The sequence below is a fragment of the Parazoarcus communis genome (genome assembly GCF_003111645.1).
GTDB classification, from domain to species: Bacteria; Pseudomonadota; Gammaproteobacteria; order Burkholderiales; family Rhodocyclaceae; genus Parazoarcus; species Parazoarcus communis_A.
On sequence record NZ_CP022187.1, the window covers coordinates 1930685 to 1952656 of the forward strand.

A 21972-nucleotide genomic window follows, 5' to 3' on the forward strand; every position below is an offset into this window, starting at 1 on the left:
ACGCGGCCGTCGCGCACACGGCACAAAGCAAAAAAGACAGGCAGTGCAGGGTGGCACTGCCTGTCCTTTTCTTTGCAGCCTGATCTAGAGCGTGATTGGCATGCGCAGGGTGAGTTGCAGATCGGGGGTGTCGTTGGTGACGCCGACACCGAGCGAGAGATTGACCGTATTGCCGGAGTTCAGGCGGTGGGAGTAGCCCAGCAGCAGGGTGCCGAGTTGCACCCGGACCGAACCCGGCGCGGTGCTGCCATTGATCTTGACCTTGCCCACCGACTGGTGGTCGTAGCCGATGCTGAAGGACGAACGGTCGTTGAGGGCAAGCCCCATGCCGAAGTTGAAGCCGATCACCCCGCCCGGCGCAACGTCGCCAACCAGGATGTCGCCGCCGTCGGTGTTTGCCTTCACGTTGCTGCGCTTGAAGCTGTGCTGATAGCTGATGCCGCCGAAGAACACTGCGGGATCGGAGGGAATCAGCACCGTCAGCCCCGGCGTGAGGGTATAGAAGCCGGAACCCGTGGGCAGCTCGCTTTGAAGGCCGGTGCCGCGTCCGCCAGGCAGCGTGTAGTTGGTCTTGACCTCGAAGGGGTCCTTGCCGGTGCGCGTCTTGAAGCGCAGCGAGGCGATGTAGTACGGGCTGTCGCCACCACCATCATTGAGCTGGTAACGACCGGTCAGTTCGACGTCGCCGATGCCGCTGCCGTCGGCGTCGAACACGCTGTCGACCGCAGTACCGGACGCAATCTCGCGGCTGATGCTGGTGTCGGAACGATAGACCCAGGGCAGCTTGGCCTCGAGCTCGAAGCGGTTGGTGATCCCGCGCCGGACGGTGAGCGCGGCGGTGAAGGTGTTGCGCTTGACCTCGCGCACGTCGATCAGGCCGATCAGGATGGCAGGAATCACGGTGTAGCCGACCAGCGCGATGCGGTTGCTGGACGAGTAGGCATACTGCAGCGACGGCTCGAGCACCCACTTCCCCGGCGCAGTGAGCACGCCGGGGGTCTCGAAGATCGGCGCGATCTCGCGCGACCGCGTGTCGCGTGACGGGTCGGGCGCCTGACCCACGGGCTGCTGCCCGCCGCGCTGGGCCATGGTCGCCGGGACGTTGGCCTCAGCAGCAGGCACGGTGTCCGGCCCACGCCCGCGAACCTCTTCAAACCCGAGCGATCGGCGCAACTCGGACAGCGCGGCTTCCTGACGGGCGAGATTGGCCTTGAGGGCGTCGATCTCCGCGTTCTGCTCGGTGATCTGCTGCTTCATCCGCAGCATGTCTGCGCCCCCTGCCTCCGTATCCGCGGCCGCGCCCAGTCCCGGCAGTGCTAACAGCATGATGCCTGCGAAGCCCTGCCCCAGGGCCAGGGCAATCCGTGTCGGCTTATTCTTCATGGTCTCCTCCCAGCAAAGTCGCGGTGCCCGTCACCGCCATCGGCTACACGATAATTTTCAGTCGATCGATCATCCGGTAGAGCGTGACGCGCGACACCCCGAGCTGTCGGGCGGTCGCGGACACATTGTTCTGGTAGCGCTTGAGACTGGTCTCGATCATTTCGCGCTCGACGGTGTTCCGCACCTCGTCCAGTGTGGGCTCCGGCGCCTCGGCCTCGGCCGCAGTGAGTCCGAGATCTGCGGCGCTGATGAAGCGGTTCTCGCTCATGATCATGGCGTGCTGCACGCGATTGATGAGCTCTCTCACGTTGCCCGGCCAGTCGTAGGCAGCCATCGCGTGAATGGCTTCGGTGCTGAAGCCCCTGACCTGGTGGCTGCGCAGGTCCTGGTTGCGGTCATAGATGACCTGGGCGAGCAGTTCGATGTCGTCCTTGCGCTCACGCAGCGCCGGCACCACCAGGTGCAGGACGTTGAGGCGATAGAACAGATCCTCGCGGAAACGGCCTTCGGCCACCGCCCGGTCGAGATCGACATGGGTCGCGGCAATCACGCGCACGTTCATCTTCAGGCGCTCGGTGCCGCCGACGCGCACGATGGTTTTTTCCTGCAGGAAGCGCAGCAGGCTGGCCTGGAGGTCGAGCGGGAGGTCGCCGATCTCGTCGAGGAAGAGCACGCCTCCGTTGGCGGCCTCGATGGTGCCGATCTTGCGCTGATGCGCGCCGGTGAAGGCCCCGCGCTCGTAGCCGAACAGTTCGGAGTGAATCAGGGACGCGGGAATCCCGCCGCAGTTCATCGCGACGAAGGGTTTGGAGGCGCGGGCCGAATGCCGATGAATGGCCGAAGCAACCAGCTCCTTTCCGGTGCCGGACTCCCCACCGATCAGGACGGGCGCATCGACTGCGACGATCTTGTCGATCTGCCGGTAGAGCTTGAGCATCTTGGCGCTGCGCCCGGTCATGCCGAAGCGACCTTCATCATCCTCCTGCGGCGTGACCTTTTCGAACAGGCTGGCCTTGCCGTGGGCATGGCCGAGCGTCATCCGCAGGCGATCGTGCTCGAGTGGAAGTGAGTGGAAATCGTTGAAATTGCGCCGGAGCAGCTGGGCAAGCACCTCGCTGTCGAGCAGGCTGCGATCGAGAACGGCAATCCACTCGACGTCGTAGCGTGACAACAGCCCCTCAAGCTCGCGCAAGGGCCAGGAGTCCGCCGCGTCGAACGCAACCAGACCGACTGAAAATTCGCCGCCCGTCAATAACTCGCGGGCACACGCCAGGGTTGGCGCAACTTCGAACGACCATCCCGACAACTGCAAACCATCAAGGGCCGCGCTTACCAAACCAGCACGATCCAGCAACAACCCTTTGCGTCGAGCCATAGGCCTCTGCCCCAGATCAGTCAAGTTCTGCGGGAAGACAGTCAAGTGTGCATATCAAGACGCTCGCTGTCACAAATGCGGCATCCCCGCATAGGGCAACGAGTGGAACCCTCCTCTGTCTCCATCCAACACCGGTGTTCAAGGTTTCTTGTGGTCTTTTGTACCGATGTCTGCGTTTACTTATAGCACCCAGATATTGCGCGCATCAACGTGATTATGTCCAACCGTTTGCACTCACGTGAGATCAAAGTAAACGTCTTAAAACCAATACTTTAATCACGTAATCAAACCACTAATTCATGGTATTGACAAAATGAAAAAATACGTATTTTTTACATTTTTTTAAAATGTCAAGGACCCTCTTGCCACACAAGCAAGGCTTTAATGACTCGTCAAAAACAGATTGAAAAAATGTATCTGCCACTTTAAGTAATAGAAAAGCGGATACGGCGTCCGCCATACCCGCTTACTCGTCAGCGTCCCGAGCAGTGTCCGCCCGATGCAGCTTGCCCGCTACCGAGCGCAATCGGTGGCGGTTCGACGCGTATGCCGCCGGTACTCATCGTATCCAGCGCCACAAGCGCGAGCACTGCAAGCCAGAACACCGCCGTGCCGGCACGAAAGAGTTTCTTGCTGTCCATGTCAGTCTCCTCAGGCAGCGACGCGCTTGCGGATGCGCACACCCAGAATCGACCCCGCAAAGGCCAGCGCAAACCACACCCAGCCATGCACGCTGGCCGAGGCGATGCCGCCGAGATAGGCGCCAACGTTGCAACCGAAGGCCATGCGCGAGCTGTAGCCCATCACCAGCCCCGCCACACAGGCGGCAAGCAGGCGCTTGCCCGAGGGCATGCTGAAACGGGCCGGGCCGTTCCAGCGCGATGCAGCAAGCGCACCGAAGATCAGGCCAAGGTTGGTGACCGAGGTCACGTCGGCCAGCACCGGCTCGGCCAGTCGCGCCGCATGCGGTGCGACACCCCAGAAGGGATCGCCCACCGGGGTCCAGCCGAACACGGAGACCAGCTTTGCACCCCAGATGCCGATGCCGTAGACGATGCCCCAGGGCTGGCCGGCGACCACCATGTGGATGAGGTAGAGCGCGGCAAGCAGCACCGCACCGATCCACCACCGACGCGCCCAGCCACTCGCAGCATTTGCGGACGATGACGCCGGCGCGGCAACAAAGCTCGCCACCGCCGAACGCGCAAGCTGCTGCACCTCGGCCGCCGGATTACCGTGCGCGGGATGACGGGCCGCGCGCCCGGCCAGCGCCGCGACCATGCCGCAGCCGATCACCGTGACCGCCAGCGCAGTCGGCCAGCCGTACTGCAGCAGATCGACGGCAGGCAGCCCACCGAGCTCAATCCAGCCCGGCTGGTGAGACGCCCCGACAAAACTGCCGATGGCGAAGGTGGGGAGCACGGCAAAGGACAGCGGCGCACCGGCCCCTGCCTTGTACAGCGTGCCGGAACCGCAGCCGTCTGCCAGTTGCATGGCCGCACCGAACAGGAAGGCGCCCAGCACCAGGCTGATGGTCAGCGGCGCAACGGCCCCCACCAGCTCGCCACCGCTGCCCGCGATCAGCGGCAGGGTCAGCACGGCCGCCAGCACCAGCAGCAACATCTGCGCCCACAGCCCCTGAGGATTGCGGTGCTCGATGAAATCACGCCACCCGGTGGTGAAACCGAAGCGCGCACCCTGCAGCACGGCGCCAAAGCCTATGCCAAGCAGGGTGAGCAGACCCTGACGGATGCCGGTAGCGAGCGTCACCGCCAGCACACCGCTCAGCCCGATCAGGACCAGTACAAAACGAGTAAACCAGCGCATTTCCCTGTCCGTATCAGTTGCTGAAGCTGCGCTTCACGTCCTGTACCAGCGCGGAAATGCGCGAGGGCTGGTTGTCCATCGGCAGTTCAGCCTTGCTCCATTCGACGATCGACTCCGGATAGAGCTTCACCTGCTTGTTGCCGGCAATCTCGGACATCACGAACCAGTTGGTCGCAGCCCAGTGCCCGGTGTTGCAGAAGGACACGGCAGGCGCATCGGCCGCACCGGAACGCTGCACCAGCGCCTTGAGCTCGCTGCCCGACTTCAGCGTGGTGCCGTCCTTGGGGAAGAACTGCGCATTGTCGAAGGACGACGCGCCCGGCAGCGTGCCGTAGCGAGCGGACGCATCGGCACGCGCTTCGCCGCCAAAGAACTTCTGCGGACGGGCGTCGACCAGCAGCGGAGCAGAGCCCGACTTGATCGCCGCAGCCAGTTCTTCGCGCGTCACGATCTGATCCTGATCGTAGCGATAGCTGAACTGGCTGGGGCTGACGGCTGCTGCTGCGGTTTCAAGCGCACCGCCGGCGGCCTTCCAGGCCTTGGAGCCGCCGTCGAGAATGGACAGGCGGGTCAGGCCGCCGACTTTCAGCGTCCAGTACACACGTGCTGCCGCGCCGAAATCGGTGTGATCAGTGCCGCCGTGAACGACCACGACATGGGTGTCGGCGCTCACGCCAGCGCTCTGCAGCAAGGTGCTCAGTGCTGCTTCGGTCGGCAGCTGACCAGGGTTCTCCTTCGGGCCACGGTACTTGCCGTAAGGCGTGTTCACCGCACCGGGGATGTGGCCGCTGGCGTAGTCCTTGTCGGCACGGATGTCGAGCACACGCACGCCGGGCCGGGAAACCAGTACCTTGAGCTCAGCGGGCGTCAGCAGCGGCGAAGGCGCCGCAGCCACGCTCGGTGCGGCGACGGTTGCAGCGGGGGCAACCGGGTTCGCTGCGGCAGGGGCAGCCACCAGCAGGCTGCCGGTGGCAAGGGCGAGAGAAACAACAAGGGTCTTGAGCATGACGATATCGATCCATGAAAATCAGACGGAAAACGCGCCATGACGCAAGGCTTAAACAGCCTGCGTGCCGTGGCGCGTTTTTGATGCATGGATCTTACGAAAGACGACCGCACAACTGAAGCACAGTGAGGGCAGCTGTATATAACCAATCGTTCTTTGAAAACCAAAGTGAAAACCAAAGGGGTCAGAGTCGTTTGAAAGTTTCAAACGACTCTGACCCCTTTGGTTTTTCTCCAACATCCGGATAGCATTCTCCATATATGCCAAATGAGAACCATGCGATGCCGAGAAAACCAAGACTCTCGATCCCGGGGGCACCACAGCATGTCATCCAGCGAGGTAACAATCGACAGGCCATCTTTGTTGTCGATGAGAATTATCACCAGTTCATCGAGATGCTCTCGCTCGCCGCGGACAAGCATGATTGCCAGATTCACGCCTATGTGCTGATGACCAACCACGTGCACTTGCTCGCCACCCCGAGCACCGAGGATGGGATCGGCAAGATGATGCAGTCCCTCGGTCGCCGCTACGTGCAGTACTTCAACCTCCGAAACACACGCACCGGCACCTTGTGGGAAGGACGCTACAGGGCGACCTTGATCGATACCGAGCAGTATCTCTTTGCGTGCATGCGCTATATCGAACTCAATCCGGTTCGTGCCGGGCTGGTGAAGCGGCCGGGCGAATATCGGTGGTCCAGCTTCAGGTGCAACGCATTTGGCGCCTTGGACAAGTTGGTCACGCACCACCCCCAGTATCTGTCACTGGCCAACGTTTCAGCCGCGCGCCAACGAGCCTATCGGGCAATGTTCGATGGGCAGATTGAAGACGCGTCGGCGGACGAGATTCGCCGGGCGACCAACAGCGCATGGGTGCTTGGCGGTGTCGAATTTGCCGAGACGGTTGTCTCCCGGCTCAATCGTCGGGTCACACCCGTGGGGCGAGGGGGTGACCGACGATCGCCGAGCTTTCAGAAACGGATCAAACGACTCTGACCCCTTTGAAGACCCCTTTGAAACGTACCCGCAGGGCGCAGTACTTGAATTCGGGGATCTTGCCGAAGGGGTCGAGGGCGGGCTGGGTAAGCAGGTTGGCGGCGGCTTCGACGTAGCAGAAGGCCATGAACACCGAGCCGCGCTGCACGCCTTCGTCGGCGCGGACTTCGAGTTCGATCTGGCCGCGACGGGTTTCGAGCTCGACGTGCTCGCCATGGCTGACGCCGGTTTTTGCCATGTCGTCCGGATGCATGCCGCACCAGGGCACGGGGTCGAGCGCGTCGAGCACCTCGGCGCGGCGCGTCATGCTGCCGGTGTGCCAGTGTTCGAGCACGCGACCGGTGATGAGCACCATGGGGTAGTCGGCATCCGGCAGTTCGGCTGCGGGCAGCGGCGTGACTGGGACGAAGCGGCCGAGGCCGTTGCGGGTGGGGAAGTCGGTCTGGAACAGCACCGGTTGCGACGGCGCCTCGACCGCGATTTTCGGCGCGACCACGGCGCCCTCGCCTTCGAGCGCCGCCCAGGTGATGCCGGCGTAGCTGGGCATGGCACGGGTGAGTTCGCCGAAGATCTCGGCCGGGCCGGCGTAATCCCAGGCCAGCCCCATGCGTTGCGCGATCTGCTGGATGATCCACCAGTCCTGCCGTGCCTCGCCGGGCAGTGGCAGTACCGGTTGCGACATCTGCACCAGACGGTCGGTGTTGGTGAAGCTGCCGGACTTTTCGTACAGGCTGGAGGCGGGCAGCACGACGTCGGCGAGCATTGCGGTTTCGGTGAGGAAGATGTCCTGCACGACGAGGTGTTCGAGCCCGGCCAGCGCGGCACGGGCGTGTTCGAGATCGGGGTCGGACATCGCCGGGTTCTCGCCCTCGACGTACATGCCACGGATGCGCCCGGCGCTGGCGGCGTCCATGATCTCGACCACGGTGAGACCGGGTTCTTCTGCCAGCTTCGCACCCCACAGGGATTCGAAGCGGGCGCGTACTTCGGGCTCGGCCACGCGCTGGTAGTCGGGGAACATCATCGGGATGAGGCCGGCGTCGGACGCACCCTGCACGTTGTTCTGCCCGCGCAGCGGATGCAGGCCGGTGCCGGGACGGCCGATCTGCCCGGTCATCAGCGCCAGCGCGATCAGGCAGCGCACGTTGTCGGTGCCGTGGGTGTGCTGCGACACGCCCATACCCCAGAAGATGATGCTGTTGGGGCCACGGGCGTAGGCGCGAGCCACTTCGCGCACGGTGTCGGCCTCGATGCCGGTGATCGGCGCCATGCGCTCGGGCGGGTACTGCAGTGCGGCTTCGCGGAAGGCATCAAAGCCTTCGGTGCGGGCGGCGATGAAGGCCGGATCGGTGAGCCCTTCTTCGATGATCACGCAGGCCGTCGACAGCAGCAGCGCCACATCGGCATCGGGGCGGAACTGCAGCGTGCGCCAGGCGTGGCGGGCGAGCGGGGTCTGGCGCGGGTCCATCATCACCAGCTTCGATCCGCGCTCTGCGGCGTTCTTGATGAAGCTCGCCGCCACCGGGTGGTTGGCCGCCGGGTTGGCGCCGATGACGATCATGAGATCGGCAAACTCGACGTCGCGCACCGGGTTGGATACGGCCCCGGAACCGATGCCTTCGAGCAGCGCCGCCACCGATGAGGCGTGACACAGCCGGGTGCAGTGGTCGACGTTGTGGGTGCCGAAGCCGGTGCGCACCAGCTTCTGGAACAGATAGGCTTCCTCGTTGCTGCCCTTGGCCGAGCCGAAGCCGGCCAGCGCGTGCGGGCCGTGCGCGCGCTTGATGCGAGCGAGCCCTGCGGCGGCGAAGTCGAGCGCTTCTTCCCAGCTGGCTTCGCGGAAGGCGGCGAGCGGGTTGGCGGGGTCGAGATTGACGCCCTTGGGGATGCCGGGTTTGCGGATCAACGGCACGGTGAGGCGCTCGCGGTTGCGGCTGTAGGTGAAACCGTAGCGGCCCTTGACGCACAGCCGGCCGGCGTTGGCAGGGCCGTCGCGACCTTCGGCAAAGACGATCTTCTGCGCGGCGCCCTCGCCCGCCACATGGTAGGTGAGCTGGCAGCCGACACCGCAGAACGGGCACAACGAATCGACCTTGCGCGTAGGGACGAAGCGCGGGGGCTTCGCCTCTGCCACAGCAGCGTTCTCGATGACCGTGGCCGGCAGCAGCGCCCCGGTCGGACAGGCCTGCACGCATTCGCCGCAGCCGACGCAGGTGGAGCTGCCCATGGCGACGTCGAGGTCGAACACGATCTTCGAGGCTTCGCCCCGGTGGGCGTAGCCGATGACGTCGTTGACCTGCTCTTCGCGGCAGGCGCGCACGCAGCGGTTGCACTGGATGCAGGCGGCCAGATTGACGGCGATGCCGGGGTGGCTGGTGTCGGTGGCGGGCTGTTCGCGCGGGGCAAAGCGGCTGGCGGTGACGCCGAGTCGGTCGCACCAGTGGGCAAGCTCGGAGTCGGCTTTCTCGGTTTCGGGTGCGACATCGGCACGCAGCAGCTCGAGCACCATGCGCTGAGAGGCACGGGCGCGCTCGCTTGCGGCCTTGACCTTCATGCCGGGTTTGGGTGCGCGGCAGCATGACGGGGCGAGCACGCGCTCGCCGTCGATCTCGACCACGCAGGCGCGGCAGTTGCCGTCGGCCCGCAGTCCGTCGGTGAAGCACAGGTGCGGGATGTCGACGCCGGCACGGCGGGCGGCGAGCAGGATGGTTTCGCCGGGGGCGGCTTCGATGATCCGGCCGTCGAGCTCGAAGGTGATGGTGTCGGTGGCGAGGGTCTCAGTGGTGAAGGTCGTCATGCTGCGCCCTCCCCTGCGCGCGCATCGGCTGGCGTGGCACCCACCTCATGCGGAAAATAGCGCAGCACCGAGCGCACCGGGTTGGGCGCGGCTTGGCCGAGGCCACAGATCGAGGCGTCCATCATCGCGCTGCCGAGTTCTTCGAGGAGCGGCGCATCCCACGTCTTCGCGGCCATCAGACCGGCAGCCTTGCCGGTGCCAACGCGGCACGGCGTGCATTGGCCGCAGGATTCGTGGGCGAAGAAGTGCATGGCGTTCTCGGCCAGCGCGCGTGCCTTGTCGTGCTGCGAGAACACGACGATGGCAGCCGAGCCGATGAAGCAGCCGTAGGGCGCGAGCGTGTCGAAGTCGAGCGGCACATCGGCCAGGCTCGCCGGCAGCATGCCGCCTGAGGCGCCGCCGGGAAAGTAGCCGTAGAGTTCGTGCCCTGGCGCCATGCCACCGCAGTGCTCGTCGATGAGCTGGCGCAGGGTGATGCCGGCATCGGTGACGATCACGCCGGGCTTGGCCACCCGACCGCTGACCGAGAAGCTGCGCAGGCCCTGACGACCGTTGCGACCGCGCTTTTCCAGCCAGTCGTAGCCCTGCACCAGGCTGGTGTCGACGATGTCGCGCACCCACCACAGGGTTTCCGGGTTGTGCACCAGCGTAGGACGTCCGAAGAGGCCCACTTCGGCCACATAGGGCGGGCGCAGCCGCGGCATGCCGCGTTTGCCTTCGATCGATTCGATCATCGCCGACTCTTCGCCGCAGATATAGGCGCCCGCGCCCCGGCGCACTTCGATCGGCGGCAGGTCGGGCCAGGCTGCGCGCACCTTGTCGAGTTCGGTGATGAGCATCTTGCGCACGGCGGGATATTCGTCGCGGATGTAGATCCAGATCGCGGCGATACCCACCACGCGCGCGGCTATCAGCATGCCTTCGATGAAACGGTGCGGGTCGCGCCCGAGGTAGTGGCGATCCTTGAAGGTGCCGGGCTCGCCCTCGTCGATATTGACCGCCATGTTGCGCGGCGCCGGCTGCGCCATCACCGTCCGCCATTTGCGCGCTGCCGGAAATCCCGCGCCGCCCAGTCCGCGCAGGATGGCGGTGTCGAGCACGCCGAGGACCTCGTCGACGTCGTGCTCGCCGCTGCGCATCGTTTCATAGAGGTGGTAGCCACCCGCTGCGCGGGAGGCGTCGAAATCGATGATGTCGGGCGCGAGCTCGGTGCGATCATTCGCTTCCACCACGGCCATTACCGTGTCCGCACTCGCCTGATGAACCGGGTTCTGCCCCACGACCGCCACCGGCGCGCAATCGCAGCGTCCGACACAGGGTACGCGCTGTATCCGCACATCGGCGCCAACCCGACCTTCAAGCTTCACAGCCAGTTCTTCGCCGCCGTGCATCGCGCAGGTCAGCGAATCGCACACCCGCACGGTGAGCGCAGCCGGCGCTGAATCGCCCTCGGCCACGACATCGAAGTGATGATAGAAGGTCGCAACCTCATACACCTCGGCCCGCGCCAGCTTCATCGCCTCGGCCAGTGCTGCGAGGTGGTCTGCGAACAGCGCTCCGTGCGCATCCTGCAGACGGTGCAGATACTCGATCAACCGGTCGCGCTGCGGCGTCTCGCCCGCAAGCGCAGCCTGTGCCGCAGCACGGGCGGATTCAGGGAGTGGCGGCCGATTGGGGCCGCGGCGTGATCCTGCATTGACGAGCATCGGCATCATTCCTTAGGAATTATCTACAGGAACATAAAATTCCCTTGGTGCAACAATACGAGATTATTGCTCACTTGAAAATAGCTCTTTGGAAGGAGAAGAAAAACCAAAGGGGTCAGAGTCGTTTGAAATTTTCAAACGACTCTGACCCCTTTGGTTTTTGCCTTTGGTTTTAGGGTTGTTTGTTCAATCAAGCACGCGCTCGACGAAGGCGGCGACGGCTTCGATGACGGCTTGGGGCTGGTCCTTGTGCGGTGAGTGCCGGCAATCGGCCAGTTTGACCAGATCGACATCGCCTGCACCTGCGGCAATACGGTCGATCTGTTCCATGGTGGCGTACTCGTCGTCTTCGCCCTGAATCGCAAGAATCGGCGCGGAGATGCCGGGCAGGATGTCCTCGATGTTCCAGTCGCGGAAAGCGGGGTGCAGCCAGATGTTCTGCCAGCTGCGGAACACCGCGTCGGCATCGTTGTGGTATCGGCCCAGCCGGGCAGGAAGGTCGGAGTTCTCCCACACGGCCTTGGCCTGGAGAATGCCTTCGATGGTGACGTCCTCGACGAAAACGTGGGGCGCCATCGCGATCACGCCCGCGAGGGGCACATCGGTTCCACCCGCGCACAGAAGCGCGATCGAGCCACCATCCGAATGGCCGAACAGGAAGGGGCGCTCAAGGCCGAGTTCGGCAATGAATGCGGGCAGCACGGCCAGCCCCTCTTCGTGCAGGTAGGTGACATCACGCTGCCGTGTGGCAGGGTCGGAGCGGCCATAGCCGACGCGTGAGAAGACGACCGCCTCGCAGCCGCTCGCATCGGCCACCTTCTGCGGAAAATCGCGCCACATCGACACCGAGCCCAGGCCTTCGTGCAGGAACACCATGGCAGGCGCGTTTTCGCGCGGATGTGCAGAAGGCAGGCGGACAAATTCGAGATGCTTGCCGAGAATGCTGACGGTCTTCACTTAAGTCTCCGGGTTATTCTTGCTTGACCCCGGATTATTGCGCATCCCCTGCCGGAAGAGACCTTTTTCAGTGGTTCACTGCGGCACGACGACCGATACGCTGACGCATCCCCGACAGCGCCACGCCACCGAGAATGAGCGCGAACCCGCCGATATGGAAAGCCTGCGGGATCTCGCCCAGCAGCGGCCAGGCAGCGAGCACTGCATACATCGGCACCAGGTAGAGCGAGATGCTTGCGCCGGCAGGGCCGCTCAGGCTGACCAGGCGGTCGTAGCACAGGTAGGCGCCGAGGCCGGGCACGAGGGCGAGGAATAGCAGTGCGAAGTAGAGTTCCCAGCGACCGAAATCGGGCGTTTGCAAGGCCACGCTCTCGAACAGGGCAAACGGGGCCAGCGCCACGATACCGCCGATCATCAGCGCGCCAAGGCGAACTTCGGCCGGCAGTTCAGGCAGGGGGCGACGCCGGGCCAGCACGGTGTAGCCAGCCCAACCGCACGCGGCGAGCACCACCCACAAATCGCCGCGACCGAAGGACAGACTGCCGAGCGCCTCGACGTCGCCGCGCGACAGGACAAGCAGGACACCCCAGATCGCGAGCGACATGCCGACCGCGCGTTGCGTACCCACCGGCACTCGCCACACGATGGCCTCGATCAGGGCCACGAGCGCGGGACAGGCGGAGATGATGAGCGCGACGTTGGTGGCGCTGGTATGCACCGCGCCGATGTATTGCGGGCCGACCGCGACGCCCATGCCGAGTGCACCGAGCAGCAGCACACGCGGGGCATTGGCCATCAGCACCTGACGCGAATGCCACAGGCGCGGCGCAATGAAGGGCAGCAGGATCGCAAGCGCCAGCACCCAGCGCCCAAAGGCAAGGAAGACGGGGGGAATGCCGACACTTTCCGCCCAGCGGGCGACCACCATGTTGGCGGCGAACAAGGCCGGCGCGATCAGCATCAGCGGGAGCGCGGCAAGCTTCGGGCCGGCAGCGTAACCCGAGCCAGCGCGGGCAATGGTTCCGGACATCTGTATTTCCTGAACGGTTCGTTCATCGGCCTGCCAGGATCGACACCACCCCGTGGTTGGGGGAAGGCCGAAAACGCAGACCACCTGGACGCCTTGTGGGCGAGTCCAAAGCGTACCGGTTCAGGAAAGGAATGAAATTTCTGCTTTTCGCCAGAAAGCAGAAAACCTTAGAACAGGATTTCCGCCAAATGCGATTTGGCGGAAAATTTGTCCTTGGTTACATCTAAAAAACTGAATAGTTCTGCGTTTCAAGCAAAAAACCCCGCAGCGACAGAGTGACGTGCCCGTTGCCCACGGGCGCAGTAACGCCTCAAGACTCAGCAAGCACCGTGCAATTGCGGCCCGCGGCTTTGGCCTGGCAGAGCGCCTTTTCGGCGCGATCGACCAGATGCCGGAAATCGGGATGGCCGTCATGTGCTGCAACACCAATGCTGGCCGTAACGCCGACGCTCTGCTCGTCGGTCAGCGGCGTCACGCTCGCCTCGATGCGGTGACGAACCTTCCCTGCAACGAAACACGCCTTAACGTGATCCACCTCGGCCAGCAGGATCAGAAACTCCTCGCCACCATAACGAAAGACGAGATCACTGGCCCGAACCTGCCCGATCAGCACGCCCCGCCACGTTCTGCAGCACCCTGTCGCCCGCGTCGTGCCAGAACCGGTCATTGACCTGCTTGAACAGGTTGATGTCGAGCAAGCGCACTCAGCACGCCACACCTTTGCGCCGGCTGAGCTCGATCTCGCGCTACATGATCGTGGGCAGGAAGCAGCGGTTGAACAGTTGCGTCAGCACATCGCGGCCCACCTCGAGATCGGTCAGGCGCCCAATCATGGAAGCGAGCAGAGAGCGGATCTGCTCGACTTCGCTCGTGACAGCCTTGATCAGCGCACGAACGCCATCGGGGACCGGCGCCACCTTTCCGGAACAAACGGCTTCGGGGAAAATTGCGTTGTCTACGCGGGCAACACACTCCGCGATCAGGGTCAGCTCCCGCGTATTGTCGAAAATCAGGGCGGCCTTGTGATTGCGCCACAACCCGAACACCGAACCGTTCAGGGACGTGCCCCTTCGAGCGACAGCCCCATTGCCATCGCGCGAAACAGGCGGCTTCCCCAGTCGAGCAATGCACTGGTCTGCCTTTCCCGCTCAAGCAGCAGATCGCCGCTGCCAGCCGGCGAAAAAGGACAGGGTCAGCAGCGACAGCAGTACGAGGCGATCGCGGTCAGCCCTGACCGCCTGCACTGCATCGTGCTTGTGACTGTTCCAGTATGCCAGCTTGCCGAGCTCGATTCCGATGTCGGTCACCATGCCGGTCATGTGCGAGGGGTACTGCTGAACGGCGAGGAAAGCGCCCGCAACCCGTTCAGCGCAAACCACCCCCCGTTCGTGGTAGAACTGCGCCTCACCCTGACAAGAAGTTTCTGCCCGATGTCCGATATCCCGCTGCGCGTGCTCTCCGTCATTCCGCCAATGACGCAGCTGAACACGCCCTACCCGTCCACTGCCTACCTCACCGGCTTCCTGCGCTCGCGCGGCGTCGATGCGGTGCAGGAGGACCTCGCGCTGGCGCTGGTGCTGAAACTGTTCTCGCGCGATGGGCTGAATGCGATCCGCACCCGTGCCGAGGCGCTGCCGGCGCGGCGTCGCAGCGAGAGCGTGGCGTGCTTTCTTGAGCACTTCGAGCGCTACCAGACAACCATCGAGCCGACACTGGCCTTTCTGCAGGGGCGCGACTCGACGCTTGCCCACCGTATCAGCAGCGGTGCGTTTCTGCCCGAAGGGCCGCGCTTCGACACGCTCGACGCCTATGTCGACCCGGACGGCGGCGACCCGCTGGGCTGGGCGTTCGGCGCACTCGGCGTGCATGACCGCGCCCGCCACCTGGCCACGCTCTATCTCAATGATCTGGCCGATGTGCTGCGCGAGGCGGTCGATCCGCGCTTCGAGTTCGTCCGCTACGCCGAGTCGCTGGCCCTGAGCCAGCCCACCTTCGAGCCACTGGCACAGGCACTGGCCGCGAAGCCCAACCTGGTCGACGACACCCTGCACGCGCTCACGCTCGACGCCCTGTCGCGCCACGCACCGCAGGTAGTGCTGGTGTCGGTGCCCTTCCCCGGCGCGGTGTATGCGGCCTTCCGCATCGCGCAGTCGGTCAAGGCGCACAACCCGGCCATCGTCACCGTGCTCGGCGGCGGCTATGTGAATACCGAACTGCGCGAGCTGGGCGAGCCACGCGTGTTCGACTATTTCGACTACGTCACCCTGGACGACGGCGAACGCCCGCTGCTGGCCCTGCTCGACCACCTGCGCGGCAAGCGTTCGCAGCAGCGCCTGGTGCGCACCTTCGTGCGCGACGCCGACAGCGGTGCGGTGCGCTACATCAACCTGGTCGAACCCGACGTGCCTTTCGCCGAAGTCGGCACGCCGACCTGGGATGGGCTGCCGCTCAACCGCTACCTGTCGCTGCTCGACATGCTCAACCCGATGCACAGGCTGTGGTCGGACGGGCGCTGGAACAAGCTCACCGTGGCTCACGGCTGCTACTGGAAGAAGTGCAGCTTCTGCGACGTCAGCCTGGATTACATCTCGCGCTACGACGGCGCATCGGCCGCCACCCTGGTCGACCGCATCGAAGCCATCATCGCCGAGACCGGGCAGACCGGTTTTCACTTCGTCGACGAAGCCGCGCCGCCCAAGGCCTTGCGTGCGCTCGCCGAAGAGCTGTTGCGGCGTGGCGTGTCGATCTCGTGGTGGGGCAATATCCGCTTCGAGAAATCCTTCACCCCCGAGCTGTGCCAGCTGCTGGCCGACAGCGGCTGCATCGCGATTTCAGGGGGGCTGGAAGTGGCCTCCGACCGCTTGCTCACGCTGATGAAGAAAGGCGTATCGGTCGATCAGGTGGCGCGCGTCACCCACGCCTTTGCCGAGGCCGGCGTGCTGGTGCATGCCTACCTGATGTACGGCTTTCCGACGCAGACGGTGCACGACACCGTGGATGCACTCGAATACGTGCGCCAGCTGTTCGAGGCGGGCTGCATCCAGTCCGGCTTTTTCCACCGCTTCGCCTGTACCGTGCATTCTCCGGTGGGCATGAACCCGGCAGAGTACGGCGTGCGCCTCGAGCCACTGCCGCCGGGCAACTTTGCCAAGAATGACATCGGCTTCATCGACCCCACCGGCGTCGACCACGATGCACTGGGCAAGGCGCTGAACAAGGCGCTGTACAACTACATGCACGGCATCGGGCTGGATACCGGGGTACGCCAGTGGTTTGACGACAAGGTGCCCAAAGCCCGCGTGCCGCGCAACTTCATCGAGCAGGCGCTGCAGAAGCGCTGAACGCGAACGGAAACGCGGGCGCATAGCCCACTGTAATGAATTCGCGCCCGGCGGCGACCAAATCCAATGACTCGACCCCTGAAGACTTCATGACCCAGGCTGCAAAACACCTCGTCCTTGCCGGTGGCGGGCATGTGCATCTGTCTGTGCTGGAGATGCTTGCTCAACGCAGACCTGCCGGCCTTGAGACCACGCTGATCACGCCCGCGCCCTTCCAGAACTATTCCGGCATGCTGCCGGGCTGGATTGCCGGGCACTACACGCTGGATGAGTGTCGCATCGACCTGCGCCCGCTGGCCGAGGCTGCCGGCGTGCGCCTGATCGTCGGACGCGTCACCGGCATGGACGCTGATCAGCACCGCCTGCACCTCGACGATGGCAGCACGATGGACTACAGCCTGCTCTCGCTCGACGTCGGCAGCGAGACCGACACCGCGGATCTCGCCGCGCTGGGCGAGCGCCTGCTCCCGGTGAAGCCGCTGGATGATTTCTTCGTGCAGTGGCCGCTGCTCATGGCCACCGCACTTGAGACGCCGGGCTTTCGCATTAGCGTGATCGGTGGCGGCGCAGCCGGGGTAGAAATCGCGCTCGCGGCAAGCCACAGATTGCGTGAGGCCGATAGCACGGCACGAATCGACCTGGTCATCTCGGAGACAGGGCTGCTTCCCGGCCATGCTGCGGGCGTCGTCAAGCGCGCACAGCAAAGTCTCAACAAGGCAGGCATCGGGATCCATCGCGCGCGTGCCCGCGCCAGCGAATCCGGACTGGTGCTTGCCGATGGCACGCAGTTTCCGGCCGACAAGGTGATTGCCACGACCGGCGCACGGCCACTGGGCTGGCTCGCGCACTGCGGCCTCAAGCTTGACGCGCGCGGCTACATCCTTGTGGATGCCCACCACCGCAGCCTGTCCCATGCCGACGTCTTTGCCGCGGGCGACACCTGTGCGCGCGCAGACGTACGCATGGCGCGTTCAGGCGTGCACGCGGTGCACGCGGGTCCGGTCCTCGCCCGCAACCTGCTGGCAACGATCGAAGGCGGCGACCTGCAAACCTACCAGCCGCGCCGTCGCTCCCTGTACCTGCTGGCCACCGGGCCCCGGCATGCGATCGCGTCCTGGGGTCGCTGGTCGGCCGAAGGCGCCTGGGTGTGGCGCTGGAAGGACCGCATCGACCGCCGCTTCATGAACCGCTTCGCCCTGCCCGGCAGCGCCATCAGCGCTGCCACGCCGGCCAGCGCCGAGCGCAAGTGCTAAGCATCCACCCCTGCAGACTCACCATTCGACCCAACATGTCCGAAGTCCTCCGCCTCGCCCTCGCACCCGCGATCGTGCGCAATGCGCTGCGCGTCGCCCTCGTTGTGGGCACCATCCTGAACCTGATCAATCAGGGCGCGCCTCTCATCTCGGGGGAGGCCGTATCCTGGTTTCATGTGTTCCTGAACTATCTGGTGCCCTACTGCGTGTCCAGTTACAGCGCGGCGAGCCACGAACAAGCGCGCAGACGCGCCCACTGATCTGCCAGCAACGAAGCAAAGAGAATCAAAGGGGTCAGAGTCGTTTGAAAATTTCAAACGACTCTGACCCCTTTGATTCTGACCCCTTTGATATTGTCCATTGGGCGCTCCGTAAGGATTTGCGCCGCTCGCGCGACGAAACGCAAACGATCCGTTTGTGGAGCCCCTCATGCAGTATCCCGCCTCGAACCCGCGCCAGCGCCAGCGCACCTGCGCCCTGCTTGCCGACAATCCGCTACAGCGCGCCAGCGCGACTGCCACCTCGCACAGGGGGAGCGCATGAGCGGCATGACCGAACTTCAGGGTGTCTTCTTCTGGTCCTTCCTGGTTGTCTTCGGACTGGTGATGTACTGGATCTCGCCGCGCGCACGGGACGAGGCCGGCTTCTTTCACGGTGCCGACGATGCCGGCAGGCCGGCTTCGCAATGGGCGCTGATGATGAGCGTGTTCATCAGCTGGATCTTTGCCAAGTCGGTCACCAATGCCGCGAACCTGGGCGCGGCCTACGGCATTGTCGGCGGGCTGGCCTATGCCGCTTACTGGCTGTCGATCCCGGTGGCCGGCTGGATCATCTACCGCCTGCGCACCCGCGAAGGGGCGACCGGCATGGTGTCCTTCCTGATCGCAAAGTACGGACGCGGCGCGGCGCTGGCGTTTTCGGCCGCCATCCTGGTGCGGCTGTTCAACGAAGTGTGGAGCAACACCGCCGTGGTTGGCGGCTACTACGGTGAATCGGGCTCGGGCGCCTTCATCGCCGCAGCGCTGCTGTTCACTGCGTCGGTGCTGTTCTACAGCCTGAAAGGCGGGTTGCGCAGTTCGATCTTCACCGACGTCATCCAGACGGTGGTGTTCGTGCTCTTTCTCGGCCTGACGCTGCTGTGGGTCGTGCCGACCCACGGGCCGGTGGCCCTGCTCACCGAAGGCGAGTTTGCGCTCGGTTCGGGCGTCGACCTGCTGCTGGTGGCGGTGCTGCAGGTGCTGTCCTACCCCTTCCATGACCCGGTGCTGACCGACCGCGCCTTTGTCACCCGCGAGAAAACCATGCTGCGCGCCTTCATCGTGGCCGGCGTGCTCGGCTTTGTCGCCATCGTGGCCTTCAGCCTGGTGGGCGTGCATGCGCGCCTCGAAGGCATGCCGGTGAGCGGCAACGTGCCGGCGGATGTGGCGCGGGTGCTCGGCGTGGCGGGCTTCTTCGCGATGGCAGTGGTGATGATCTCGTCGGCAGCATCGACGCTGGACTCCACCTTCACCTCGCTCGCGCGCTCGGTCGCGCATGATCTGCCGCTGCTGGCCGGACGCGCGAAATTGCTGCGACCGGTGCTGGCGGGGACGATTGCGATGGTGGTGTTTGCGCTGATCGGCAACCTGCCGATGATCGCCGGCACCGACATCCTGAAAGCCACCACGATCAGCGGCACCATGGTGATCGGTTTGGCGCCGGTGTTCCTGTTTTCGCGCTGGGTGGGCTATTCGCCGCTGTCCTTCCACCTCAGCTTCTGGACCGGCATGATCCTTGGCACCTTGCTGGCGGTCGGTGCAATTCCGCCGGGCTGGGCGATTGGCGACGGCAAGTACGCGCTGCTGCTGGGTACCAACCTCTATGGTCTGGGGCTGTGCATGACCGGCTTCCTGCTGCCGCTGGCTTTCGGCCGTCGCCCGGCGCGCGGCTGCGAAGGCGCGACCTGAGGCGCCACACCAGCATGCCGGATACGCCTGCCCCGCCCAGCGCAGACGACAGCGCAACGCCACGGCTGTCGATCATCGTCCCGGTGCTGAACGAGGCGATGCAGGCGTATGCGCAACTGCGCCTGCTCGCGCCCTTGCGCCGCTGCGGGGTGGAGGTGATCGCAGTCGATGGCGGCAGTACCGACGACACCCTGGCAGTCGCCCGTCGACACGCCGGGCGCGCGATCACGGTACCGGGGCCACCGGCCCGGCAGTTCAACGTCGCTGCCGCGTTCGCCAGCGCCGAGGTGCTGCTGCTGACCGGGGCCGGCATCGTGCTGCCCGCCTTCGCCGACCAGCTGATCGACCAGGCCATGCAGGACGACGCCTGCGAGTGGGGACGCATCGACCTGCGCATCAGCGGCACACCTTGGCGACGCCTGCTGGCCAGCCTGCCCGATGCCATCACCGGTCGCCATGCCGAACGCGAAGTCGCGGCGCCGCTGTTTGTCAGTCGCAGGGCCTTCATGGCCGTGGGCGGGATTCCAGCCGACGCGTGCCCCCCGCTGGCGGCGCTCGCGAACCGGCTCCGCGAGGCCGGCTTCAAGGCCACGAGGGTACGCAAACCCGCACGCGTACGGCGCTCAGCGCAGGCCTCTCCGCCAATGCTACAGTGGCTGGGGAAGCACATCAGAGAATAGCGCGCATGAGTCTGTTCGACTATTTCAAACCTCGACGCAAGGTGGCGGACGACAGGTCGGCCCAGATGCTGGCCAGCCTGCTGGTCATGGCCTGGGTTGTCGAGGCGCGGGACCCGTACACCGGCGGCCACCTGTGGCGCGTGTCGCGCTATTCGGCCCTGCTCGCGGAGGCGGCCGGCATCAGCGGCGGGGCGCTGGCGCGCATCGAGATTGGCGGCTTTCTGCACGACCTGGGAAAGATCGGCATTCCGGACGCCATCCTGCGCAAGGCGGACAAGCTCACCGACGACGAATACGCCGTCATCAGGACCCATCCCGACGTCGGCGCACGCATGCTCGCCGGCCATCCGCTGGCAGCCCTGGTGCGCCCTGCCGTACTGCATCATCACGAGACCCCGGATGGCCACGGCTATCCGCACAGACTAGCGGGCGACGCGATCCCACTGGATGGCCGTCTCGTCGGCGTCTGCGACGCCTTCGATGCCATGACCAGCAGCCGCCCGTATCGCAAGAGCATGCCGATTGCGCAGGCGCTGGACATCATCCGCAGCCGCCTCGGCACCCAGTTCGATCGGGACCTCGGCGCGCAATTCATCACCCTCGGCGAAGCCGGCCTGCTCGACCACATCGCCGGGCACAGCGACGAAGGCATTCCGCTGCAGAACTGCGTGATGTGCGGCCCCACCCTCGTGGTGAGGCGGGAGGCACAGGCGGGGGAAGAGGTGTACTGCCGCTCCTGCGGCGGCGAGTACCACCTAGAGCAAGGTGACGGCGGTCGGCCGCACGCGGTGCCGACCGGGCGCAAGGGCAATCCCGCGGCGCTTGAGCCCGAGGCCGACACCGATCTCATCTCACGCGTAATTCAAAGCGCAGCCGCGCGCGCACCGGTCGAGGATATGATATCGGCAAATCGCTGAGCAGCACCTGAAAGACACTCGCCAACCCCAGGCACGAAGAGGAGACCATGAAAACAGTCAGACTGGATGGCGTCAAAGCCTGCATCTTCGATGCTTATGGGACCCTGTTCGACGTCTCCAGTGTCGCCCGCGGGGCCGAGACCGCGCTCGGCAACAAGGCGCAGGACGTGCTTGAGCTGTGGCGTGCAAAGCAGCTCCAGTACACCTGGCTGCGCAGTCTCGCCGGTCACCATGCGGACTTCTGGCAGGTTACCGGGGAAGCGCTCAGCTTTGCGTTGTCGAGCTTCAATCTGGACCGCCCCGATCTCAAGGTCCAGCTCATGGCCTGCTACATGAGCATCCCGGCCTACCCGGAAGTGAGCGAAACCCTGCAACGGCTCAAGACCGGCGGCATGAAACTCGCGATCCTGTCCAATGGCTCGCCCGCCATGCTGTCGGCAGCGGTTCACCATGCGGGCCTGAGCGCATTCTTCGACGCAGTCATATCGGTCGAGGAAGTCGGGGTGTATAAGCCGCACCCGAGCGTCTACGCCTTGCCCGAAAGGCATCTCGGCGTTGGCGCCGATCGCAGCTGTTTCGTCTCGTCCAGCAGCTGGGACGCGTTTTCAGCGAAGGCTTCCGGCTGTCGGGTGATGTGGTGCAACCGTTTCAGGCAGCCCCCGGAGTGCCTGCCATCGACGCCCGACGGCATGATCGGGGATCTCTCAGCGCTCCCGGAAATCGTGCTTGCGCCCTGAGTTCTGCCGAACCCTGACC

21 protein-coding genes are annotated in these 21972 nt (G+C 64.7%); 8 read left to right on the plus strand and 13 right to left on the minus strand.

From position 1 onward, the window contains the following. Nucleotides 1-84: 84 nt before the first annotated feature. From CEW83_RS08745 to CEW83_RS08760, 5 genes are all read right to left on the minus strand, one after another. Nucleotides 85-1383 carry an acetate kinase gene (locus tag CEW83_RS08745; protein ID WP_108948999.1) on the minus strand — a complete coding sequence of 433 codons (1299 nt, stop codon included), beginning with the start codon at nt 1381-1383 and terminating at the stop codon, nt 85-87. A gap of 43 nt (nt 1384-1426) precedes the next feature. Then, nucleotides 1427-2758: a sigma-54 dependent transcriptional regulator gene (locus CEW83_RS08750; protein WP_108949000.1), complete on the minus strand. Its 1332-nt coding sequence runs from the start codon at nt 2756-2758 to the stop codon at nt 1427-1429. Between the two features lie 473 nt (nt 2759-3231). Beyond that, nucleotides 3232-3399, minus strand: coding sequence for a hypothetical protein (locus tag CEW83_RS21220; protein ID WP_199915248.1), 168 nt, complete (start codon nt 3397-3399; stop codon nt 3232-3234). A gap of 10 nt (nt 3400-3409) precedes the next feature. Further along, on the minus strand, nt 3410-4585 hold the full coding sequence (locus CEW83_RS08755; protein WP_108949001.1) for a YeeE/YedE family protein: 1176 nt from the start codon (nt 4583-4585) through the stop codon (nt 3410-3412). Between the two features lie 13 nt (nt 4586-4598). After that, nucleotides 4599-5591, minus strand: coding sequence for a sulfurtransferase (locus CEW83_RS08760; protein ID WP_108949002.1), 993 nt, complete (start codon nt 5589-5591; stop codon nt 4599-4601). 260 nt (nt 5592-5851) lie between these two features. Between CEW83_RS08760 and CEW83_RS08765 the strand changes: the two genes are divergently transcribed. Next, nucleotides 5852-6589 carry an REP-associated tyrosine transposase gene (locus CEW83_RS08765; RefSeq protein ID WP_199915249.1) on the plus strand — a complete coding sequence of 246 codons (738 nt, stop codon included), beginning with the start codon at nt 5852-5854 and terminating at the stop codon, nt 6587-6589. Here the strand turns inward: CEW83_RS08765 and fdhF are convergent. From fdhF to CEW83_RS21025, 8 genes are all read right to left on the minus strand, one after another. Further along, a complete protein-coding gene (gene fdhF, locus CEW83_RS08770; protein WP_108949004.1) occupies nt 6576-9386 on the minus strand; it encodes a formate dehydrogenase subunit alpha in 2811 nt (936 codons plus the stop codon). The genes CEW83_RS08765 and fdhF overlap by 14 nt on opposite strands. Then, nucleotides 9383-11092, minus strand: coding sequence for an NADH-ubiquinone oxidoreductase-F iron-sulfur binding region domain-containing protein (locus CEW83_RS08775; protein ID WP_234419032.1), 1710 nt, complete (start codon nt 11090-11092; stop codon nt 9383-9385). The genes fdhF and CEW83_RS08775 overlap by 4 nt, the downstream gene beginning before the upstream one ends. Before the next feature lie 186 nt (nt 11093-11278). Further along, nucleotides 11279-12049 (minus strand): alpha/beta fold hydrolase, encoded by a 771-nt coding sequence (locus CEW83_RS08780; protein WP_108949006.1) that lies wholly within the window; start codon nt 12047-12049, stop codon nt 11279-11281. A 67-nt stretch (nt 12050-12116) separates the two neighbouring features. After that, nucleotides 12117-13079, minus strand: coding sequence for a DMT family transporter (locus CEW83_RS08785; protein WP_108949007.1), 963 nt, complete (start codon nt 13077-13079; stop codon nt 12117-12119). Between the two features lie 310 nt (nt 13080-13389). After that, a complete protein-coding gene (locus tag CEW83_RS08790; protein ID WP_159099430.1) occupies nt 13390-13692 on the minus strand; it encodes a GGDEF domain-containing protein in 303 nt (100 codons plus the stop codon). Next, nucleotides 13664-13777 carry a diguanylate cyclase domain-containing protein gene (locus CEW83_RS21020; RefSeq protein ID WP_159099431.1) on the minus strand — a complete coding sequence of 38 codons (114 nt, stop codon included), beginning with the start codon at nt 13775-13777 and terminating at the stop codon, nt 13664-13666. The genes CEW83_RS08790 and CEW83_RS21020 overlap by 29 nt, the downstream gene beginning before the upstream one ends. A gap of 48 nt (nt 13778-13825) precedes the next feature. Then, nucleotides 13826-14116, minus strand: coding sequence for a hypothetical protein (locus CEW83_RS08795; RefSeq protein ID WP_108949008.1), 291 nt, complete (start codon nt 14114-14116; stop codon nt 13826-13828). 111 nt (nt 14117-14227) lie between these two features. Then, the gene (locus CEW83_RS21025) at nt 14228-14458 is read right to left on the minus strand and encodes a hypothetical protein (RefSeq protein ID WP_159099433.1); all 231 of its coding nucleotides are present in this window, start codon (nt 14456-14458) and stop codon (nt 14228-14230) included. A gap of 51 nt (nt 14459-14509) precedes the next feature. On the opposite strand from CEW83_RS21025, the gene CEW83_RS08800 reads away from it, so the two are divergent. The 7 genes from CEW83_RS08800 to CEW83_RS08830 all read left to right on the plus strand — a co-directional run bounded on the left by CEW83_RS08800 (nt 14510) and on the right by CEW83_RS08830 (nt 21953). Next, entirely contained in the window at nt 14510-16420 is a 1911-nt protein-coding gene (locus CEW83_RS08800; protein ID WP_108951291.1) for a B12-binding domain-containing radical SAM protein, read from the plus strand. A gap of 89 nt (nt 16421-16509) precedes the next feature. After that, nucleotides 16510-17673 carry an FAD-dependent oxidoreductase gene (locus CEW83_RS08805; RefSeq protein ID WP_108951292.1) on the plus strand — a complete coding sequence of 388 codons (1164 nt, stop codon included), beginning with the start codon at nt 16510-16512 and terminating at the stop codon, nt 17671-17673. A 35-nt stretch (nt 17674-17708) separates the two neighbouring features. Further along, on the plus strand, nt 17709-17933 hold the full coding sequence (gene nrtS / locus CEW83_RS08810) for a nitrate/nitrite transporter NrtS (protein ID WP_108949009.1): 225 nt from the start codon (nt 17709-17711) through the stop codon (nt 17931-17933). A 288-nt stretch (nt 17934-18221) separates the two neighbouring features. Then, nucleotides 18222-19619 carry a sodium:solute symporter family transporter gene (locus CEW83_RS08815; protein WP_108951293.1) on the plus strand — a complete coding sequence of 466 codons (1398 nt, stop codon included), beginning with the start codon at nt 18222-18224 and terminating at the stop codon, nt 19617-19619. 14 nt (nt 19620-19633) lie between these two features. Beyond that, entirely contained in the window at nt 19634-20299 is a 666-nt protein-coding gene (locus CEW83_RS08820; protein ID WP_108949010.1) for a glycosyltransferase, read from the plus strand. Nucleotides 20300-20304: 5 nt separating this feature from the next. Next, the gene (locus CEW83_RS08825; RefSeq protein ID WP_199915251.1) at nt 20305-21216 is read left to right on the plus strand and encodes an HD-GYP domain-containing protein; all 912 of its coding nucleotides are present in this window, start codon (nt 20305-20307) and stop codon (nt 21214-21216) included. 47 nt (nt 21217-21263) lie between these two features. Beyond that, nucleotides 21264-21953: a haloacid dehalogenase type II gene (locus CEW83_RS08830; protein WP_108949011.1), complete on the plus strand. Its 690-nt coding sequence runs from the start codon at nt 21264-21266 to the stop codon at nt 21951-21953. The last annotated feature ends 19 nt before the right edge of the window (nt 21954-21972 follow it).

What these genes read in the sequence shown, in the direction of transcription:
- CEW83_RS08755 (WP_108949001.1), bottom strand. Translation starts at nt 4,585, where the DNA reads ATGCGCTGGTTTACTCGTTTTGTACTGGTCCTGATCGGGCTGAGCGGT.
- CEW83_RS08820 (WP_108949010.1), top strand. Translation starts at nt 19,634, where the DNA reads ATGCCGGATACGCCTGCCCCGCCCAGCGCAGACGACAGCGCAACGCCA.
- CEW83_RS08785 (WP_108949007.1), bottom strand. Translation starts at nt 13,079, where the DNA reads ATGTCCGGAACCATTGCCCGCGCTGGCTCGGGTTACGCTGCCGGCCCG.
- nrtS (WP_108949009.1), top strand. Translation starts at nt 17,709, where the DNA reads ATGTCCGAAGTCCTCCGCCTCGCCCTCGCACCCGCGATCGTGCGCAAT.
- CEW83_RS08750 (WP_108949000.1), bottom strand. Translation starts at nt 2,758, where the DNA reads ATGGCTCGACGCAAAGGGTTGTTGCTGGATCGTGCTGGTTTGGTAAGC.
- CEW83_RS08825 (WP_199915251.1), top strand. Translation starts at nt 20,305, where the DNA reads ATGAGTCTGTTCGACTATTTCAAACCTCGACGCAAGGTGGCGGACGAC.
- CEW83_RS08775 (WP_234419032.1), bottom strand. Translation starts at nt 11,092, where the DNA reads ATGCTCGTCAATGCAGGATCACGCCGCGGCCCCAATCGGCCGCCACTC.
- CEW83_RS08815 (WP_108951293.1), top strand. Translation starts at nt 18,222, where the DNA reads ATGACCGAACTTCAGGGTGTCTTCTTCTGGTCCTTCCTGGTTGTCTTC.
- CEW83_RS21220 (WP_199915248.1), bottom strand. Translation starts at nt 3,399, where the DNA reads ATGGACAGCAAGAAACTCTTTCGTGCCGGCACGGCGGTGTTCTGGCTT.
- CEW83_RS08805 (WP_108951292.1), top strand. Translation starts at nt 16,510, where the DNA reads ATGACCCAGGCTGCAAAACACCTCGTCCTTGCCGGTGGCGGGCATGTG.
- CEW83_RS08760 (WP_108949002.1), bottom strand. Translation starts at nt 5,591, where the DNA reads ATGCTCAAGACCCTTGTTGTTTCTCTCGCCCTTGCCACCGGCAGCCTG.
- fdhF (WP_108949004.1), bottom strand. Translation starts at nt 9,386, where the DNA reads ATGACGACCTTCACCACTGAGACCCTCGCCACCGACACCATCACCTTC.
- CEW83_RS08800 (WP_108951291.1), top strand. Translation starts at nt 14,510, where the DNA reads ATGTCCGATATCCCGCTGCGCGTGCTCTCCGTCATTCCGCCAATGACG.
- CEW83_RS08745 (WP_108948999.1), bottom strand. Translation starts at nt 1,383, where the DNA reads ATGAAGAATAAGCCGACACGGATTGCCCTGGCCCTGGGGCAGGGCTTC.
- CEW83_RS08765 (WP_199915249.1), top strand. Translation starts at nt 5,852, where the DNA reads ATGCCAAATGAGAACCATGCGATGCCGAGAAAACCAAGACTCTCGATC.
- CEW83_RS08830 (WP_108949011.1), top strand. Translation starts at nt 21,264, where the DNA reads ATGAAAACAGTCAGACTGGATGGCGTCAAAGCCTGCATCTTCGATGCT.